The organism is Longicatena caecimuris (genome assembly GCF_004341945.1).
In the GTDB taxonomy this organism is placed as follows: domain Bacteria; phylum Bacillota_I; class Bacilli_A; order Erysipelotrichales; family Erysipelotrichaceae; genus Longicatena; species Longicatena caecimuris.
On sequence record NZ_SMBP01000025.1, the window covers coordinates 1 to 15,383 of the forward strand.

Genomic DNA, 15,383 nt, shown 5'->3' on the forward strand with positions numbered 1-15,383 from the left:
AGAGACACGCTTTGAAATTAAAACGAACCGCCGTATACGGAACCGTACGTACGGTGGTGTGAGAGGGTGATTTATTTCACCCTACTCGATTGTTATTAAGTTGTTAAAAGATAGTTCCTGTTTAAAAAATAATAATATACGCACAAAGATGCATAGCCAAAGTTAAAATACAAAGTTCTTGTGTTGCTTTGGTTTCCATTATTTATGATGGCGTAGCAACCAGATTAATAAAATAGTGATCATTGCGAAGAGAACGCCATACATTTCCCTGGCATTATCATGATTGCTAATATTGTTGCTTGTATAGAGTGCAAAGAGGAACAAAACAAAATTCATGGCGCAGGTTAAATATAAGAGATAGTTTGTTTTTAATGATTTCAGCATATGTATATTACAGGAAATCGATAAGAATAGAGCGTATTGCTTTCATCAATAAAGAAAGCATTCGTTACGATAACCTGGTTTCCTTTCTGTTTCAATATTTATAAATGTAAAAAGCCAATGTTTCCATAAAGAAAGAAGGGCATTTCTATGAGGAAATGCCTTTCTCTTTAACGAAATTTTTTCATGAATGCATCTATACGCTCAATGGCTTCTTTAATATGCTCAATGCTATAAGCATAAGATACACGAATAAAACCTTCTCCGGCATCACCAAAAGCGGTACCAGGGACACAAGCAACTTTTTGCTCATTCAATAGCTGCTCACAGAATTCATCACTCGTTAAACCAGTTGAGCGGATATCCGGAAAGATATAAAATGCTCCCTGAGGTAAATGCGTAGGCAGACCAATGCGATTAAACCCTTTTGTAATGAAATTACGGCGTGACATATAGGCCTCTTTCATTTCTTGGACATGAATATCGCCATTGCGCATCGCGTCAATTGCACCATATTGTGCACCGGTAGGGGCAGACATGATGATATATTGATGAATCTTATTCATCGCCTCTGTAAAGGTTTGGTTAGCTAAAACATATCCTAAACGCCAACCGGTCATCGCATATGCCTTAGAAAAACCACTGATAATGATAACTTGATCTTTAATTTCATCAAAATTTGCTAAGGAATAGAAATTATCCTCATAAGATAATTCAGCATAGATTTCATCGCTGATAACGATCAGTTTATGTTTTTTAATAATCGGTACTAATTTCGCATAATCTTCCTTCGTCATGACACCACCGGTAGGATTACTTGGGAAATTCAGCAAGATTGCCTTCGTCTTTGGCGTAATGGCAGCCTCTAATTTTTCCGGTGTTAGTTTAAACTGTTCTTCGTGTTCCAGTTTTACATGCACCGGTATGGCACCGGTTAACTGTACACTTGGGGTATAGGCAACATAACTAGGCTCCATCAAAATGACTTCATCACCAGGATTTACTATCGCTCGCATGGCAATGTCGATACCTTCACTTCCGCCAACGGTGATGATGACGTTATGAACGGGATCATAATCTAAATGAAAACGGCGTTTTTGATAAGCACAGATTTCTTCTCTTAATTCCAGCAGTCCCTGATTCGCTGTATAATGTGTTTTTCCACTTTCAATGGAATATATAGCAGCTTCACGAATATGCCATGGGGTATCAAAATCAGGTTCTCCAACACCCAGTGAGATGACACCTTCCATTTCACTCGCTAAATCAAAAAATTTACGGATACCGCTAGGTTTAATTTCCTGTACTTTTTTACTTAAGAAATTTTCGTATTGCATTATGGTGTTACAACCAATCTTTCTTCAGGTTTTTCTTCATCACCAAAGACAACGCCGTTAACTTTGTATTCTTTTAATACGAAAAATGTCGATGTGGATGTGACATGGTCAGTCGTCGCTAATTTTGAGCCTACAAAATTAGAAACTTCCTGCATGGTCTTGCCATAAATTATGACGATAAACTCGCTTTTCCCGCTCATCAGATACATTGTATCTACTTCTGGATAACGATAAATATTTCTAGCAATACGATCATAGCCATAATCACGTTCCGGTGATACTTCAACCTCGATCATCGCCATGACTTTATCACGGTTTGTTTTATCCCAATTGATAATGGTATGATACCCGCATATAATTTTCTTTTTCTCAAGTTCATTCATGGTATGAATGACACTGTCTTCATCTTCCAGTAAAATGTCAGCTAAATCTCTCGTGGAGTAACGGGCATTTGTTTCCAGAAGGGAAAGTAATAATTCTTGTTTCATTTCATCACCCTTTTTCTGTATAATACTTATATTTTAAACCGATAGCGGCATTTAGTAAATAAAGAATATCATGAAACTGAATGTAAATGGGGAATGTTAAGAAGATTTAAGATATCCTCTTATGGATTATTCTAGTATATGAAAAAAATTCAAAAGAATGAAATGTTATAATAAAGATAATCGTTTACTATATGAAGGAGATATAAAGGATGGTTGAACATGGGGAAGCTGTCTATACACTAGAAGAGCTGCTAGCAGAGTATGGCGATATGATTTATCGCATAGCGATGCATAATATGCGACATAAGGCAGATGCAGAAGATATCGTTCAAGATATTTATATAAAATTGCTGCACAACATGCCTTCTTTTCAGAATGCCGAAATGCAAAAGAAATGGATCATTCGTGTTACCATCAACACTTGTCATGATCGCTGGCGTTATTTGCGTTTACGTACTGCTTTTTCCTTAGATGAACGTTATGATGTCATGGAAGAACATAAACAAGAGTATGGCTTATTGTATTATGTCAGAGAACTTCCGGAGAAATATCGAAATGTCATTTATTTGCATTATTATGAAGGTTACAGTGTTACGGAAATCGCCGAAATTTTACATCGTAAAGAAGCAACGATTTTAACATGGTTACATCGCGGCAGAATAAAGCTGAAAGAGCGCTATGAAGGAGGAGAGGAACATGTGGGATGAATATCGAAAAGAAATAGAACAATTACATCTAGATGACAGTGTTATAAAAGACATACAGCAGAATTCGTTAAAAAAGCATCCCCATGCGTTTTGGAAGCATAAAGGAAAATGGGCTTTCGCTTTTGTATTTGTGGCATGCTTCTGTATAGGTGGCTTCATGCTTTTGAAACAGCCTAAAGAAACGGTTATCCTTCATCAACCGAAAACATATAAAACAATATCAAAGACGCAAAAGCAAGATACTTATTTGAAAGGAAAGGATACTACAATACCATTGCCTAGTGAAGATTATGGAAGTGCTAAACCTAAAACAGGAAGTGCGGAAACCATAAAATATCCAGTGTATGAACAAAGCTATCCACAAGATCTTAAGGGGATTTATAAAAAACAAGTTTCAAATGATACAAAGCAAGAAATTTTAAAGGAATTCGCTGAAATATTTCATATTAAAAATGGAAGTTATACGGATACTTCGCTTAAAGATGATACCGTGTGTGTAAAAGTGATGGAAAATGGAACGATTGAAGTAGCTTTCTTTGAGGATAAGAAAACTAATGAATATATAAGCAGGGAAATGCTGTTAGAAAACGCAACAGCGATTTATAAAAAGTATCCTAAGCTACAAATGGATAATCCTATGTGGAAAATAAAAATTGATTATCGCGATGGTATGTTAGAGTATCAGGTACTTCTTTATGATGAAACAAAAGCCTTATGGAATCAGGAGTTAAACAATATAACATTCTATGTCACCTATCAAGAGAAAAACAATGTACTCTATTCTACATTGCATATGCGCATAAAAACAATAGCGCGGCTGCAACAGCGGCAGAGCTATGAGATTATAACCGAGAAAGAAGCGAAGAAGCGATTTCTACAAAAGGAATACATGCAATTGGACACAGATACAAAATATTTACCAGATAAAGATGATATTGTCAGCGTGCAATTGCAATATTTAGATTCAGCAGATGAGGCATATCGCAGTATGCAGCCCCTTGTTTACCCGATCTATCGGTTTTATTTAAAAGACGATCAAGGGAAAGAGCATCTTGTGGATGTACCCGCTTTAAAAGAAAAAGATTGGCGAAAGCTAGAGGTGGAAATTAATGAAAACAATTAAATATATTCTTATATTTGCTATATGCGGAAGTCTCATGGGCTGTGGCGCAAAAGCGCAGCCGCAAGAATGGAAACCATCACGGATTGCTCATGCACAAGGCGATGGAATCTTATATGCGGATACCATCGATGATTTAGTTTCTACGATGAAAGTTCCGGAAAAATTACCGGTATTAAAAAGTAAATTGGAGCGAGATGATATGGGAGAATTGGTGATGCCACTCTCGATAAAACAAAGAATGGAGAAAATGAAAGCATTTATAAGAAAATATGAATTAACGGATACTTTCCAATATTCCAGTAAATTAGATATCGTTTCCGCACAAGGTGAGCGCTATGAGATAACAGCAGAAACAGATGGAGATATTTTATTGACAATAAATCGACAACAACCACAGAAAGTCACAACACAAAAGCAGGCAGATGCCTATCTTCAGCAGGTAATGAAAGAATATCCGGCATTTTTTAAGAATTATACACAAGATAAACCAGAATATTCACGTTTTAATGATCATGGATTCGCTTTTACGGCTTCATGGCATAGGACACAGAAAAATATCATAGATACAGCGATTGCACAATATACGGATACCATCACGTATGCACCTAATGATGCATTTATAACGCAAGATATGTTTCGCTTTTCACAAAAAGCGGTGAAACAAAGTCAGAATTATAAAGTTAAGACGGTAAAGGAAGCAGAACTTGAAATGCGTAATGGTAATTATATTTCGGTTCTTGATGAGATAAAGGATATAAAGAAACTTAAAGTTAAAGGTGCTAGCATAACCTATATAAATGTTAATAGTACATATCTTTATCCGTGCTATATGTTCTTTTTGGAAACAACACCATTTAAGGGAATGCCAGGTTTTCAGGTTGTTTATGTTCCAATGCTTTATGAAGAGGATTTAAAGATGTATCGTAATACGAATGGTACATTGTTATAGGAATGAAAATAGCGATAGCGGTATTAAGTCCATATCGCTATTTTTCTGTAAATAGACTCGTACATCAGAGATATAACTTATAAGCACAAAAGAAAATTGGTCGAGGCTTTTTTAGTGATATTATACAGTGAAATTCTAGGAAGATCTTGTTTTTCAATCGTACGGTTAGGTAACTTTAATTTCTTACAGATATTTATGAAAACGCTTAAATTTTTGTTGAAAAATAAAAAAAACGTTGTAAAATGAAGATAGATATACCTTTCTATACAATTTTAATGAATATATGAATTTATTTATTCATACACTATAGATGTAGTATTGCATCATCAGACAACATAGTTCCATTGATCTTCAAATGTAAAATACGACTGGGAAAGGAGGAGAACTATGGCTATTTATGATATTTTGAATGGGGTAAAAGACATTCGTGAAAGTGGTGAAGGAATTTGCACGTTTAATGGATTCCTTGAGGATTACCTTTCCATCATTGAGGCTGATGAGGGGAAGGAAGAAGTACGTGAGGTATTAGAAACGCTCTTTGAAGAGGATCATAATCTGAAAGTTGCAGTAGATTTGCACTTGAATATTAATAAAGAGGCAATTGCTAATCAGATCATTCGCTACAAAGATTCATTTAAGTTGCCGCATGGAACGATTTGTTGTCCATATGTAGTGTATGGAAAATTTGATGATTATCAAAAGGCCGTAATTTTAACATTAGGAGATAAGGAAGAATATGTCATTGCTAAGGCATTGTACTATGTAATGAGTGAACCGGAAAATGAATATGAGGGAACACGAAATGAAATCATCGCGATGTCAGTGAATAAAGATACGATTGAGCGCATGATGGAAAATGTGATTGCATTTTTTATGCAGAATCAGAAAGCCGGTATCGTTCAAAGACGTCTTGACAGTAAAGTATTTGAGAACTATGACGAGATGTATGAAATGGCGAAAGAAATGGGATCCTGGCAACAGGAACATTTACAAAAACTGTTAGAAGAAAGTAAAAACCGTGAAAAAACAATTAATGAAATCATTGCGAAATGGTTCTTATTGAAGAAATTCTCTTATGTGCAATACATGATGGATAAAAACAATTTGAACCGTGTGCATGAAGGTAATGTAAAGAAACAGCGCCAGGTAGCTAAGGAAAAATGTGATGCTATTGGTTTTGTATCTTATAGTGAATTGTGGAAAATGGTGAAGGATATGCACTAAAGGAAACCTGCTAAGGTTTCTTTTAATGTTATCATGGCTATAATAATGATGGAAGGAAGGATGTCTATGAAATTTTGCAGTGCATGCGGTAACGCATTAATTATGAAAAAACATGAACACGAGGGTTGCATTCCATATTGCACGACTTGTCAGAAATACATATTTCCACAATTTAATACTGCTGTATCCCTGGTGGCATTATCACCGGATGAAAAGCAAATACTGTTGATTCAACAATATGGTAAACAGCGGAATGTTTTGGTGGCTGGTTATGTGAATCAAAAAGAAAGTGTTGAAGATGCGGTGTGTCGTGAGATGCAGGAAGAGATAGGTAGAAGAGTTGTTGCATATCGCTATTTGAAAAGTGAATATTTTGAAAAAACAAACACCTTGATGCTAAGTTTTGCCGTTCTGTTAGATAGTACATCTTTAGCAGACGTATCGGATTGGGAGATCGATGAGGCCAAGTGGTATTCATTTGATGAAGCTCTTAAAGCAATCGCTCCAGCATCATTAGCACAGCGCTTTTTATTGAACTTTATTCATTGTTATGAAAAAGAAGCTAAGGGAAACTTTTTTAAATAGAAATAGGAATATACATTTTTATATAGGATAAGGAAAACTTTGCACCGGGATCTGAAATCATCTAATGTGAACGATTTACTTTTGTTCATGTTTTTTTAATCTTACAAGCAAATACCATAAACGCAAAGCATTCACAATGAAATTAAGTATTATTTTATCCTGCAAAGCTAGTTTCAAAAATTTGTATTCTATCGTTACACATAAGACATATCTTGTCATAAAAAGACAGGAAAAGTTTCATGCTTATCGTTATAATAAAGATTATAAGGAGGCATCTAACATGGAATGGATAAACATTGTACAAAAGGCTTTAAATTATATGGAAGATCATTTGCTTGATGATATACATAGTGAACAGATAGCAGAAGCGATGTACATATCAAACGCTTATTTTCAAAAAACATTTAAAATAGTGACTGGATTAAGTGTAAGTGACTATTTGCGAAATCGTCGCTTATCATTAGCAGGAGAAGAACTCTTACTGAAAAACAGCAAGGTCATGGATACAGCATTAAAATATGGGTATGAATCCAGTGAGAGTTTTACTAAGGCATTTACACGATTTCACGGCATTACACCATCCGTTGCTCAGAAAACTGCTGGCAAGCTTCGCTACTTTTCACCATTGAATATTGAGATACACATCGATGGGGGCTTTATCATGTCGCGAAGATTAATTCCGAATGTTGAAAAGCTATATGAGAATAAAGCAGAAAATTATATGTTCCCCAGCTGTATGCGATCTGCTATGTCTGCTTTGAATGAAGATGAGAATTATGATTTTGCGTTCTTTGCGGCAGTATGTGGTGATTTTTTCACACAGACCTGGTTAGAACCAAAATGGCGCTATAACGATTCTTATTCAAATGTATGGAAAGATCAACAGCTTCCCATCCAACAGGCATTTGATGCTTGTGGTTATGAATATACTTATGTGCGACACGATGAAATAGTGGCAAAGGAAGAAGCTATTCAAAAGCAAATTGTTGAATCTATTGATAAAGGCTTACCGGTTTTAAGTTTTGGTATCGTAGGGCCACCGGTATGTTCCATTATTTGCGGCTATTCTGAGGATGGAAAGGTACTTATTGGATGGTCCCAATTTCCTGGAGAAATGTGTGATGATGAGATTTTCGATCACGTGTTTTCAAAAAATTATTTTCAAGTTCGCAATCAATTAAAAAATGTTGAAGCACTAATCTTTTTCGGTAAGAAGAAAAAACGTGAAACGATTGCCGAAAATATGGAAAAGGCCATCTTACGCATCAAGGATTATAAGAAAATGGTGTCAACGGAAGAGGTGTATTTTGGTAAGGCTGCATTTGATGCATGGGCTGATTCTTTGTTATGTGATGAAGATTTTCAGACTGAGCAGCAGCTAGAAGGTCCCTTAGATACTTATCGCAGTTGTGTTGTGCAAACAGGGACTAATCTATATCATATAGAAGATTTTCTTAGAAGAGCGCAACAGTTGTGCCCTAACCTAACGAATGAGATACAACATTTACAAGAAGGTTTCCAACAAGAAAAAGAAGCCTTTGAAAAATTGATTGCGTTTCAAGGTGGTTACTTCTTTGAAAGAGATAGAAAAGCTTTATTAGATGCAGAATTTCGTAAAACACTATCACAACATGTAAAAAGAGTTGGGGAATGCTATCAAAAGGCTATCGAAGAAATATAAAAAAAGAATTCCTTTTATAGTGAGCATACAATGATGAGCAACCTTAATAAGAATGTTGAAATTATGAAATACGGTAGTGCAACAAATACTTTAACAAATAAATAAAAGGAGGCTGTTTATGATCTAGCATAAACGGCTTCCTTTCTTGCTGTATGTCCTAAAGTGAGTAAGAACCTGTTTGAAAGAATGCTCCCCTTAAGGATATAAGCATATTTTTTTAGCCTTATTTTGCCAATGGCAAACTATCATGAAAAAGGCTCATAAAGGCTAGCGAATTATCTTACTATATATTGATGTATGGCAGAGAAGGTTCAGACTCATGAAGCTGTTAAATCTGTTTTTACACCTTGTAATTCTACATCTATTATACATTCTTTGATAAAGACTGGAAGATAAGCACCATTGGTGATTTCAGAGATTTCATCATCTAAGGGGTGTTCACATAAATACGTATAAACAGCATTTTCTTCATATTGCTTGTCAGATACTTCAATATCGTGAGTACGGAAAAGATAATCCATCTTACCAATGAGATGATATGGAAAATGTAAGGTATATACAAACATTTTCTGTTTACGGGTAAGACAGGCACTCGCAAGTGCATGCGATACACTTTTAGCATATGCGCGAATCAATCCGCCTGCCCCTAATTTAATACCGCCGAAATAACGTACGGTAACTGCTACGATATCTTGCATCTGATGTTTCATCAAACATTCTAACATGGGCACACCTGCTGTACCGGCAGGTTCTCCGTCATCATTACTGCGTTGTATTTCGTTTTGTTCGCCTATGATAAAGGCATAACAGTGATGTCTGGCATTAGGGTGTTCTTTTTTTATCTTGTTAATAAAAGTCTTTGCCTCTTCTTCACTGTTACAACGGTGAAGGTAACAAAGGAAACGACTTTTTTTGATTTCAAATTCATCCATATGATCTTCTTTTAAACGATACATGTTATCACCTGTTTCATTATAATATAGATAAGGACAGAAAAAAAGAATCGATAGCGATTCTTTTAAAAAGTAATTATTGGTATTTTAATTTAAGGTATTCCTAATCGTCAATCTTCATTATGGAGATTATCAACAAATAACTTATCTTAAAACCATCTTGTGAAAGAATTAAGCTTTTTGTCCATCAGTTGATTTACTAGCTTTAAATTCGATAAACTTTACTTCACCACATTCAAAATCTAATGGGAGATTGCGGAAAGAGTCCTGCGGTACATCATGAATATATGGGTCTGAAGTAGAGAAGATTTGATGAATTTCTGCTACTGTAAAAGGCAATTCACTATATAAATTCTCGGTATGAATATGTAAATGACTGGCTGTATTAATGTTTGTATTACAAATAACCATTAATGCACGATCTTCTAAGATAAAACTATACCCAATGCCAAAGTCTTTCGGAGAATCAAACCATACGGGAACACAGCTTTCTTCTTTACTAATGGCATCAAGATATGTATTACGTATTGCGGAACAACGCTCTAATAAAGAAGGCAAAACATTGAGATCCGGCGTACGATAATTAAAATAGTAAGAATCTAAATAAGCCTGTTGACGGTAGCGGAGATCTTCTTTTGGCAGAGAAGATAGATATTTTTTGTCCCCATACTCACTCAACTGCATTGGCTGTACCTCAAAGCATTCAACACCATTCATCAGCATCGGAATACCATTGGGTAAGAATTGATTCATAACACTTAACATGATCATCAATTTTTTACCATTTTCCAATGAGCACACTCTTCTGGCATCATAAAATTCACTAGCCGCAAACATGGGACAGGCATTGCCTTTTAAACGATATGCAAAGGTATGGAAACGGAAGTCCCAAATATTGGTTTCTTCATAACCACTATTTCCACTAATGGCATCAAAGCCTTTTGCAACCCATGCACTACTATTTTCCATGAGCGTATCTTCTGCAATCATGGCAAAGTGACGGTTTCCTTTGCGCGCTGTCTTTACCAATTCCTTTTGCAGTTTTTCAGGTAATAAATATGTTTTTTCCAAATAAATACCATCAACGCCGAGTGTTTGTTGATACCATTGAATGGTTTCATTTAACATATCCCATAAACTACGCAAAGCCTTTTTTCCCGGATGCAAATCATAACGAATGCTGTCTTGCATTAGATAAGGTGCACAATTTGCAGGTAATGCGTTTTTTGGTACATGAATATGAAAATCTTCAAAGAAACGGAATACAGTACCATCTTCATCAACAGGTAAATGTGCATTGATTTGATCTGAGAACATTGGCGCAATCGTGATATGTTCTAGTTTTTCTATAGCAGCTAAATCCATATCTGTGGGCTCTGGTGCATTACGGAAGAAAGCTAGGTGTGCTTTTACATCTTCGCTGCGATAAAAATCTTTTAACGCATACGTATGCGGTATTGTGTTTTGCGGTAGCGCATTACAAATCGGCGCATGATAATTTCGCAATTCATCATATGTCATCCAATAAAACCATTCCGGATGTTTCTGATAATATGTATTATCTCTGGCAAGCTTACCTGGACAAAATTCTAAAAGAACACGGATACCATGCATATGGCAAGCTTCAATAAATGCTAAGCATTGTTCCAGAACATTTAATTCCGGTACAAGTGGATCATGTAACGTTTCATCTATATCTGTAAAACTACGCACACATTCCTTTGCGGCATACGTATGAGGCGTCTGTGTTTTGCTTAAAGCAAATGGCTGGTGCATAAGTATGGTGTTTATACCCATGCGTTTTAAGTAGGGAATTAATAAAATACTCTTCAAAAAAGTGCCATTATCACTTAAATGATACAAATTATCATGTGGCAATGCATCATCACGATCGTGATCCCATGCCGTGGCAGTACGTACCATGAGGGAATATATACTGGACTTTTTCAGCCAGCTGCCTTTTGAAGCTTTAGCATCTTGAAAAGGAATGCTTTTTTTCACTTTTCCTTGTTCATCCATTAAGATGTGGCGCAAAGTAAAAAGATAAAAACGGTATGGATTGACCAGAATTTCACGGCTGCGTAAGTTTTTCTTATCTGGATAGCCATACATATTCCATGCATTAGGAATTGCATAATTGTAAATGTCATCGTGGTGGAGTTTCTCTTCTTTCTCTAATGCATGATAAAGTGCTGTAACATGGTTCATTGGAAAACCCCCTTGTCTATAGTTATAGTATAGTATACAAGCAGGAAAAAGCCAAACGAATCTTTGCTTTTTTTCATACGAGAAAGCTTATATAAAGTTATCGCAAATGAAGGATACAGATGATTAAAAAGGCATATGTGAATTCGACAGAATGTGATGATAGAAGTTGTTATACTCAAAACAGGTGAGGACATGAAAAAACTAGTTTTGTTAGGTATAACAGCGTTTCTTTGTGCATGTAGTAATGCTTCAAGAGAAAAGATTGAAATGACTGAAAAAGATGCGCATCTGTTGATTCAGGTGGAACATCAGGCATATGCGGATAAGTTAAACGATTTATGGAATCGTAGCTATCCGAAACAAAAAGATGCTTTACATTTCGTTGTACAACCTTATTACTTTACCCAGGATATCAAACAAGATATTATCTGGACGAACGATATTGACGCAACTTTTTTAAAAGATAAGCTCATGGGGATAAAGGAAGTGTCTTATACATATGATGTGCCGGATAGTTTACAGAGAGAGGAATTAAGCGATTATTATACACCTGTTATTGGGGAGGGACTGGTGTTTTGTTATCGCAAGGATTTGTTAGAAAAAAATAAATTGTCGGAAGAAGATCTAGTTAGTTTTGAGCAAATGGCAGAAAGTCATGTACGTTATTATCATAATCATATGGGAGAATATGTATATCCGTTTTTCGCTAAACTACTTCCTAAGGAAACAATTCCATTTACCAATCTTTTTCCTAAAGAGCAGACAATCAAGCAATTAAAAGCATATAAGGAAATAAATACAAAATTGGATATGCCGGATGATTTGATACAGCAAAAGGATTTTTATAATGGTGATGATTATTTATGTGGCTTACTGTCGACAAAGTTTCAGTATGAAAATAGAAGTGCCTATCAAAATGGTAATCTACATTTCATGGCGATGCCATCCTGGCAAGAAGAAACCATAGCACCGCCATTTACGACGTTTGGATTTGCTGTAACAAAAGAATGTAAATACCCGAATACAGCAAGACAGTTTCTAGCTATGGTGCGATCGAAGAAAGGGATACAGGCATTATTAGACACTAATATGAAAGTACCTTTATTATGTAGTGAGGATGTAAAAGATTTCTATATTTATGATCATGCTAAAAAGGAACTCATAGAGGCTGTAAATACAACACAACTATATAATCTGTCAATGATAGAAGAAAATCCGGGAATCACAATGGAAATGCTGATAAATCAAAGTGATTTTACATCGATCTTACAAAACTATATTTGTAGTAAAGATTCCTCAGCTAAAGTTTATAAGGAATTGGTAAAGAATTTAAGGACATGGAGCATTGGTAAATAATAAAAAGTGATGGTTGCATCACTTTTTATATGAATTCATTAGTTTTTATCTTGAACAGTTATATCTATTTCTTTAATCGTATAAGCACCTTCAGAAAAGCTTTTAACTAATCAATGTTCTTTTTAATTATAATTGATAATTTTATTTTTTAAAGAACTCATCAAATACCGCTTTTACTCTTTCTGCTTCTTTCTTATCTTCCATGTAAAGATCAGAATTAAACAATACAGGATTCTCTGAAATATAAACAGCTAAAGTTTCATTTGCAGTCGTAGTGATTTTAATTCCCACATACAATTTAGGTTCTACAGCTATAAAAGAGGAAGCACCACCAAGTACCTGATGAAGAAAAGGTTCTGCTTTTCCACGATAATTTGCATGTTCATTTAAAATACTATATTTTTTAATTTCTGATAACTTGTATTCTCCCTGTGTTCCATCTTTAATAGTATAAGTGTTTGAATCTGCGTCAATTACGATACTCCTAAATTCTTTCATCATTTTAACTCCTTTCTAATCCCTATACGTTTAGGATTTTATATCATATTTCTTATTCTATTCATCCCATGGGTATCACATCTCCTAATTAATGTTATGATTATCTTTCTACATCCATCATACCGCTTTTTTGGGAAAAGACAAGCTTTCTATTGTGAATACCAAAGTTTTAGTGTTTGTTTAAATTGTATATAGCACTTGAACATACACATGGAAAAGCCTCCTACATAATCCGTTATGTAAGAGACTTTCCCGTTGTTTTTATTCATTAAATAAGATATCTTTCATGGTATACGTACCATGGGGCTTGTTTTGGATAAAGCGTGCTGCACGTAAAGCACCATTCACAAAAATCTGTTTACTATTAGCCGTATGTTTGATTTCCAGAACTTCATCTTCCCCAAGATAGAGGACACTGTGCTCTCCGGCAACCGTACCGCCTCGTACGGCATGAATACCGATTTCTTTTTGTCGTTTGCCAATGAACCCTTCTCTTCCATGTACTTCTTCATAGGCATGATCCTTGTTCAGAATATCAACAAGCATTTTTGCTGTCCCACTAGGTGCATCCTGTTTTTGGTTGTGGTGTGCTTCTATGACTTCCATATCAAAACTATCTTCTAACAAGGGTGTCACCATCTTAAGAATTTCCTGCATGACAGCAATACCTAGTGAGAAATTTGCTTGAAAGACAATAGGGGCATACATACCTAAAGCATTGATTTCTTGTTTCTGCATATCACTATGTCCGGTCGTTCCGCAGATATAAGGCGTATGATGTTCCTTCACATAAGGGGCAATCCACTCTAAATTGGCGGGATGTGAAAAGTCGATAATCGCATGCAGTTCTTCTTGCAGTGTTGATAAATCAGGTTTCTGAGTACCATCGGCAATCATTACCACCTGCATATCTTCTTGTTTCTGAATACTGTCGACAACCAGTCTTCCCATCTTGCCAAATCCTGCGACTAGAATATTTAGCATAAAGCTTTCTCCTTCATTTTAGCAGCTAATACCTCTTTATGTTCTTCTGTCATTTCACATAACGGCAGACGATATCCACCAACCTGTTTGCCCATCAGATTCAAAGCTTCTTTGACAGGAATCGGATTGACTTCAATAAATAAAGCGTGAATGAGATCTAAATTATCTAACTGTATCCGTAAGGCTGTATCTACATCATGATGTAAATATGCCATTACCATATCGTGTGTTTCTTGTGGCATAACATTTGCCAATACAGAAATAACACCACTGGCACCTAAAGATAATAAAGGAACAATCATGTCATCATTTCCAGAATACATACGGAAATCATCATTCAGATAACGGGCGATATTTGTCGCATAAGCGATATTTCCGCTTGCTTCTTTAATACCGCAAATATGTTCATGTTTACTTAATACGGCAACGGCTTCTTCAGAGATACTGCAACCTGTTCTGCCAGGAATGTTATACATGATGATTGGTGTATGAACGGCATCGGCTACGGACAGAAAATGCTGAATCATTCCACTGGCATTGGCTTTATTGTAATATGGGGAAATAACCAGTAAGGCATCGGCTCCCATTTCTTCATACTTCAAGCTTTTTTCAACAGCTGTCTGTGTACAGTTAGAACCACTACCGACAATGACCGGGATTCGCTTGTTAATCGTTTGTAAGGTAAATTCGACGACAGCATCATCTTCCTCATGCGTCATGGTGCTGCTTTCACCGGTCGTTCCTAGAACTAGTATACCATCGGTATGATTGGCAACATGCCATTCTAATAATTCATGTAACTTTTCAAAATTGACACTTCCATCTTCATGGAAGGGTGTGATAAGTGCTACAATACTTCCCTTAAGATCAAATTTCATAATGTTCTCCTTTCACCTTTCGGTGTTTTGT

Annotated in this window: 14 protein-coding genes; 7 read left to right on the forward strand and 7 right to left on the reverse strand. The window is 35.7% G+C overall.

The features are described 5' to 3' along the window. Positions 1–551 precede the first annotated feature (551 nt). Both EDD61_RS11980 and EDD61_RS11985 read right to left on the reverse strand, forming a co-directional pair. On the reverse strand, positions 552–1,718 hold the full coding sequence (locus EDD61_RS11980) for an aminotransferase class I/II-fold pyridoxal phosphate-dependent enzyme (protein ID WP_132225582.1): 1,167 nt from the start codon (positions 1,716–1,718) through the stop codon (positions 552–554). Continuing rightward, positions 1,718–2,206, reverse strand: a complete 489-nt coding sequence (locus tag EDD61_RS11985; RefSeq protein ID WP_008691056.1) for an Lrp/AsnC family transcriptional regulator — start codon at positions 2,204–2,206, stop codon at positions 1,718–1,720. The genes EDD61_RS11980 and EDD61_RS11985 overlap by 1 nt, the downstream gene beginning before the upstream one ends. Positions 2,207–2,415: 209 nt before the next feature. Here EDD61_RS11985 and EDD61_RS11990 point away from each other — a divergent pair, with 209 nt between their 5' ends. The 6 genes from EDD61_RS11990 to EDD61_RS12015 all read left to right on the forward strand — a co-directional run bounded on the left by EDD61_RS11990 (position 2,416) and on the right by EDD61_RS12015 (position 8,475). Next, positions 2,416–2,913, forward strand: coding sequence for an RNA polymerase sigma factor (locus EDD61_RS11990; protein ID WP_132225584.1), 498 nt, complete (start codon positions 2,416–2,418; stop codon positions 2,911–2,913). Next, positions 2,903–4,036, forward strand: coding sequence for a hypothetical protein (locus tag EDD61_RS11995; protein ID WP_132225586.1), 1,134 nt, complete (start codon positions 2,903–2,905; stop codon positions 4,034–4,036). The genes EDD61_RS11990 and EDD61_RS11995 overlap by 11 nt, the downstream gene beginning before the upstream one ends. After that, positions 4,023–4,985, forward strand: coding sequence for a hypothetical protein (locus tag EDD61_RS12000; protein ID WP_132225588.1), 963 nt, complete (start codon positions 4,023–4,025; stop codon positions 4,983–4,985). The genes EDD61_RS11995 and EDD61_RS12000 overlap by 14 nt, the downstream gene beginning before the upstream one ends. A 387-nt stretch (positions 4,986–5,372) precedes the next feature. Next, positions 5,373–6,209, forward strand: coding sequence for a hypothetical protein (locus EDD61_RS12005; protein WP_117547736.1), 837 nt, complete (start codon positions 5,373–5,375; stop codon positions 6,207–6,209). 66 nt (positions 6,210–6,275) lie between these two features. Continuing rightward, the gene (locus tag EDD61_RS12010) at positions 6,276–6,794 is read left to right on the forward strand and encodes an NAD(+) diphosphatase (RefSeq protein WP_132225590.1); all 519 of its coding nucleotides are present in this window, start codon (positions 6,276–6,278) and stop codon (positions 6,792–6,794) included. Positions 6,795–7,074: 280 nt separating this feature from the next. Further along, positions 7,075–8,475: a helix-turn-helix transcriptional regulator gene (locus EDD61_RS12015; protein ID WP_165877212.1), complete on the forward strand. Its 1,401-nt coding sequence runs from the start codon at positions 7,075–7,077 to the stop codon at positions 8,473–8,475. Positions 8,476–8,792: 317 nt separating this feature from the next. Here EDD61_RS12015 and EDD61_RS12020 read toward each other — a convergent pair whose 3' ends face one another. Continuing rightward, positions 8,793–9,431 (reverse strand): YigZ family protein, encoded by a 639-nt coding sequence (locus EDD61_RS12020; RefSeq protein ID WP_132225594.1) that lies wholly within the window; start codon positions 9,429–9,431, stop codon positions 8,793–8,795. 168 nt (positions 9,432–9,599) lie between these two features. Continuing rightward, positions 9,600–11,636, reverse strand: a complete 2,037-nt coding sequence (locus EDD61_RS12025) for an alpha-amylase family protein (protein ID WP_008977798.1) — start codon at positions 11,634–11,636, stop codon at positions 9,600–9,602. 192 nt (positions 11,637–11,828) lie between these two features. On the opposite strand from EDD61_RS12025, the gene EDD61_RS12030 reads away from it, so the two are divergent. Next, positions 11,829–12,992 carry an extracellular solute-binding protein gene (locus EDD61_RS12030; protein WP_132225596.1) on the forward strand — a complete coding sequence of 388 codons (1,164 nt, stop codon included), beginning with the start codon at positions 11,829–11,831 and terminating at the stop codon, positions 12,990–12,992. A gap of 141 nt (positions 12,993–13,133) precedes the next feature. Here EDD61_RS12030 and EDD61_RS12035 read toward each other — a convergent pair whose 3' ends face one another. From EDD61_RS12035 to dapA, 3 genes are all read right to left on the reverse strand, one after another. Further along, positions 13,134–13,490: a hypothetical protein gene (locus EDD61_RS12035; RefSeq protein ID WP_132225598.1), complete on the reverse strand. Its 357-nt coding sequence runs from the start codon at positions 13,488–13,490 to the stop codon at positions 13,134–13,136. A 261-nt stretch (positions 13,491–13,751) separates the two neighbouring features. Continuing rightward, positions 13,752–14,474, reverse strand: a complete 723-nt coding sequence (dapB, locus tag EDD61_RS12040; protein WP_008691069.1) for a 4-hydroxy-tetrahydrodipicolinate reductase — start codon at positions 14,472–14,474, stop codon at positions 13,752–13,754. After that, positions 14,468–15,352, reverse strand: coding sequence for a 4-hydroxy-tetrahydrodipicolinate synthase (gene dapA, locus EDD61_RS12045; RefSeq protein ID WP_132225600.1), 885 nt, complete (start codon positions 15,350–15,352; stop codon positions 14,468–14,470). The genes dapB and dapA overlap by 7 nt, the downstream gene beginning before the upstream one ends. Between the last annotated feature and the right edge of the window lie 31 nt (positions 15,353–15,383).

Bases quoted from the DNA above. Each gene is read 5' to 3' on its own strand.
- EDD61_RS12030 (WP_132225596.1), top strand. From the start codon at position 11,829: ATGAAAAAACTAGTTTTGTTAGGTATAACAGCGTTTCTTTGTGCATGT.
- EDD61_RS11980 (WP_132225582.1), bottom strand. From the start codon at position 1,718: ATGCAATACGAAAATTTCTTAAGTAAAAAAGTACAGGAAATTAAACCT.
- EDD61_RS11985 (WP_008691056.1), bottom strand. From the start codon at position 2,206: ATGAAACAAGAATTATTACTTTCCCTTCTGGAAACAAATGCCCGTTAC.
- EDD61_RS12000 (WP_132225588.1), top strand. From the start codon at position 4,023: ATGAAAACAATTAAATATATTCTTATATTTGCTATATGCGGAAGTCTC.
- dapB (WP_008691069.1), bottom strand. From the start codon at position 14,474: ATGCTAAATATTCTAGTCGCAGGATTTGGCAAGATGGGAAGACTGGTT.
- EDD61_RS12025 (WP_008977798.1), bottom strand. From the start codon at position 11,636: ATGAACCATGTTACAGCACTTTATCATGCATTAGAGAAAGAAGAGAAA.
- EDD61_RS12015 (WP_165877212.1), top strand. From the start codon at position 7,075: ATGGAATGGATAAACATTGTACAAAAGGCTTTAAATTATATGGAAGAT.
- EDD61_RS12020 (WP_132225594.1), bottom strand. From the start codon at position 9,431: ATGTATCGTTTAAAAGAAGATCATATGGATGAATTTGAAATCAAAAAA.
- dapA (WP_132225600.1), bottom strand. From the start codon at position 15,352: ATGAAATTTGATCTTAAGGGAAGTATTGTAGCACTTATCACACCCTTC.
- EDD61_RS11995 (WP_132225586.1), top strand. From the start codon at position 2,903: ATGTGGGATGAATATCGAAAAGAAATAGAACAATTACATCTAGATGAC.
- EDD61_RS12005 (WP_117547736.1), top strand. From the start codon at position 5,373: ATGGCTATTTATGATATTTTGAATGGGGTAAAAGACATTCGTGAAAGT.
- EDD61_RS11990 (WP_132225584.1), top strand. From the start codon at position 2,416: ATGGTTGAACATGGGGAAGCTGTCTATACACTAGAAGAGCTGCTAGCA.
- EDD61_RS12010 (WP_132225590.1), top strand. From the start codon at position 6,276: ATGAAATTTTGCAGTGCATGCGGTAACGCATTAATTATGAAAAAACAT.
- EDD61_RS12035 (WP_132225598.1), bottom strand. From the start codon at position 13,490: ATGAAAGAATTTAGGAGTATCGTAATTGACGCAGATTCAAACACTTAT.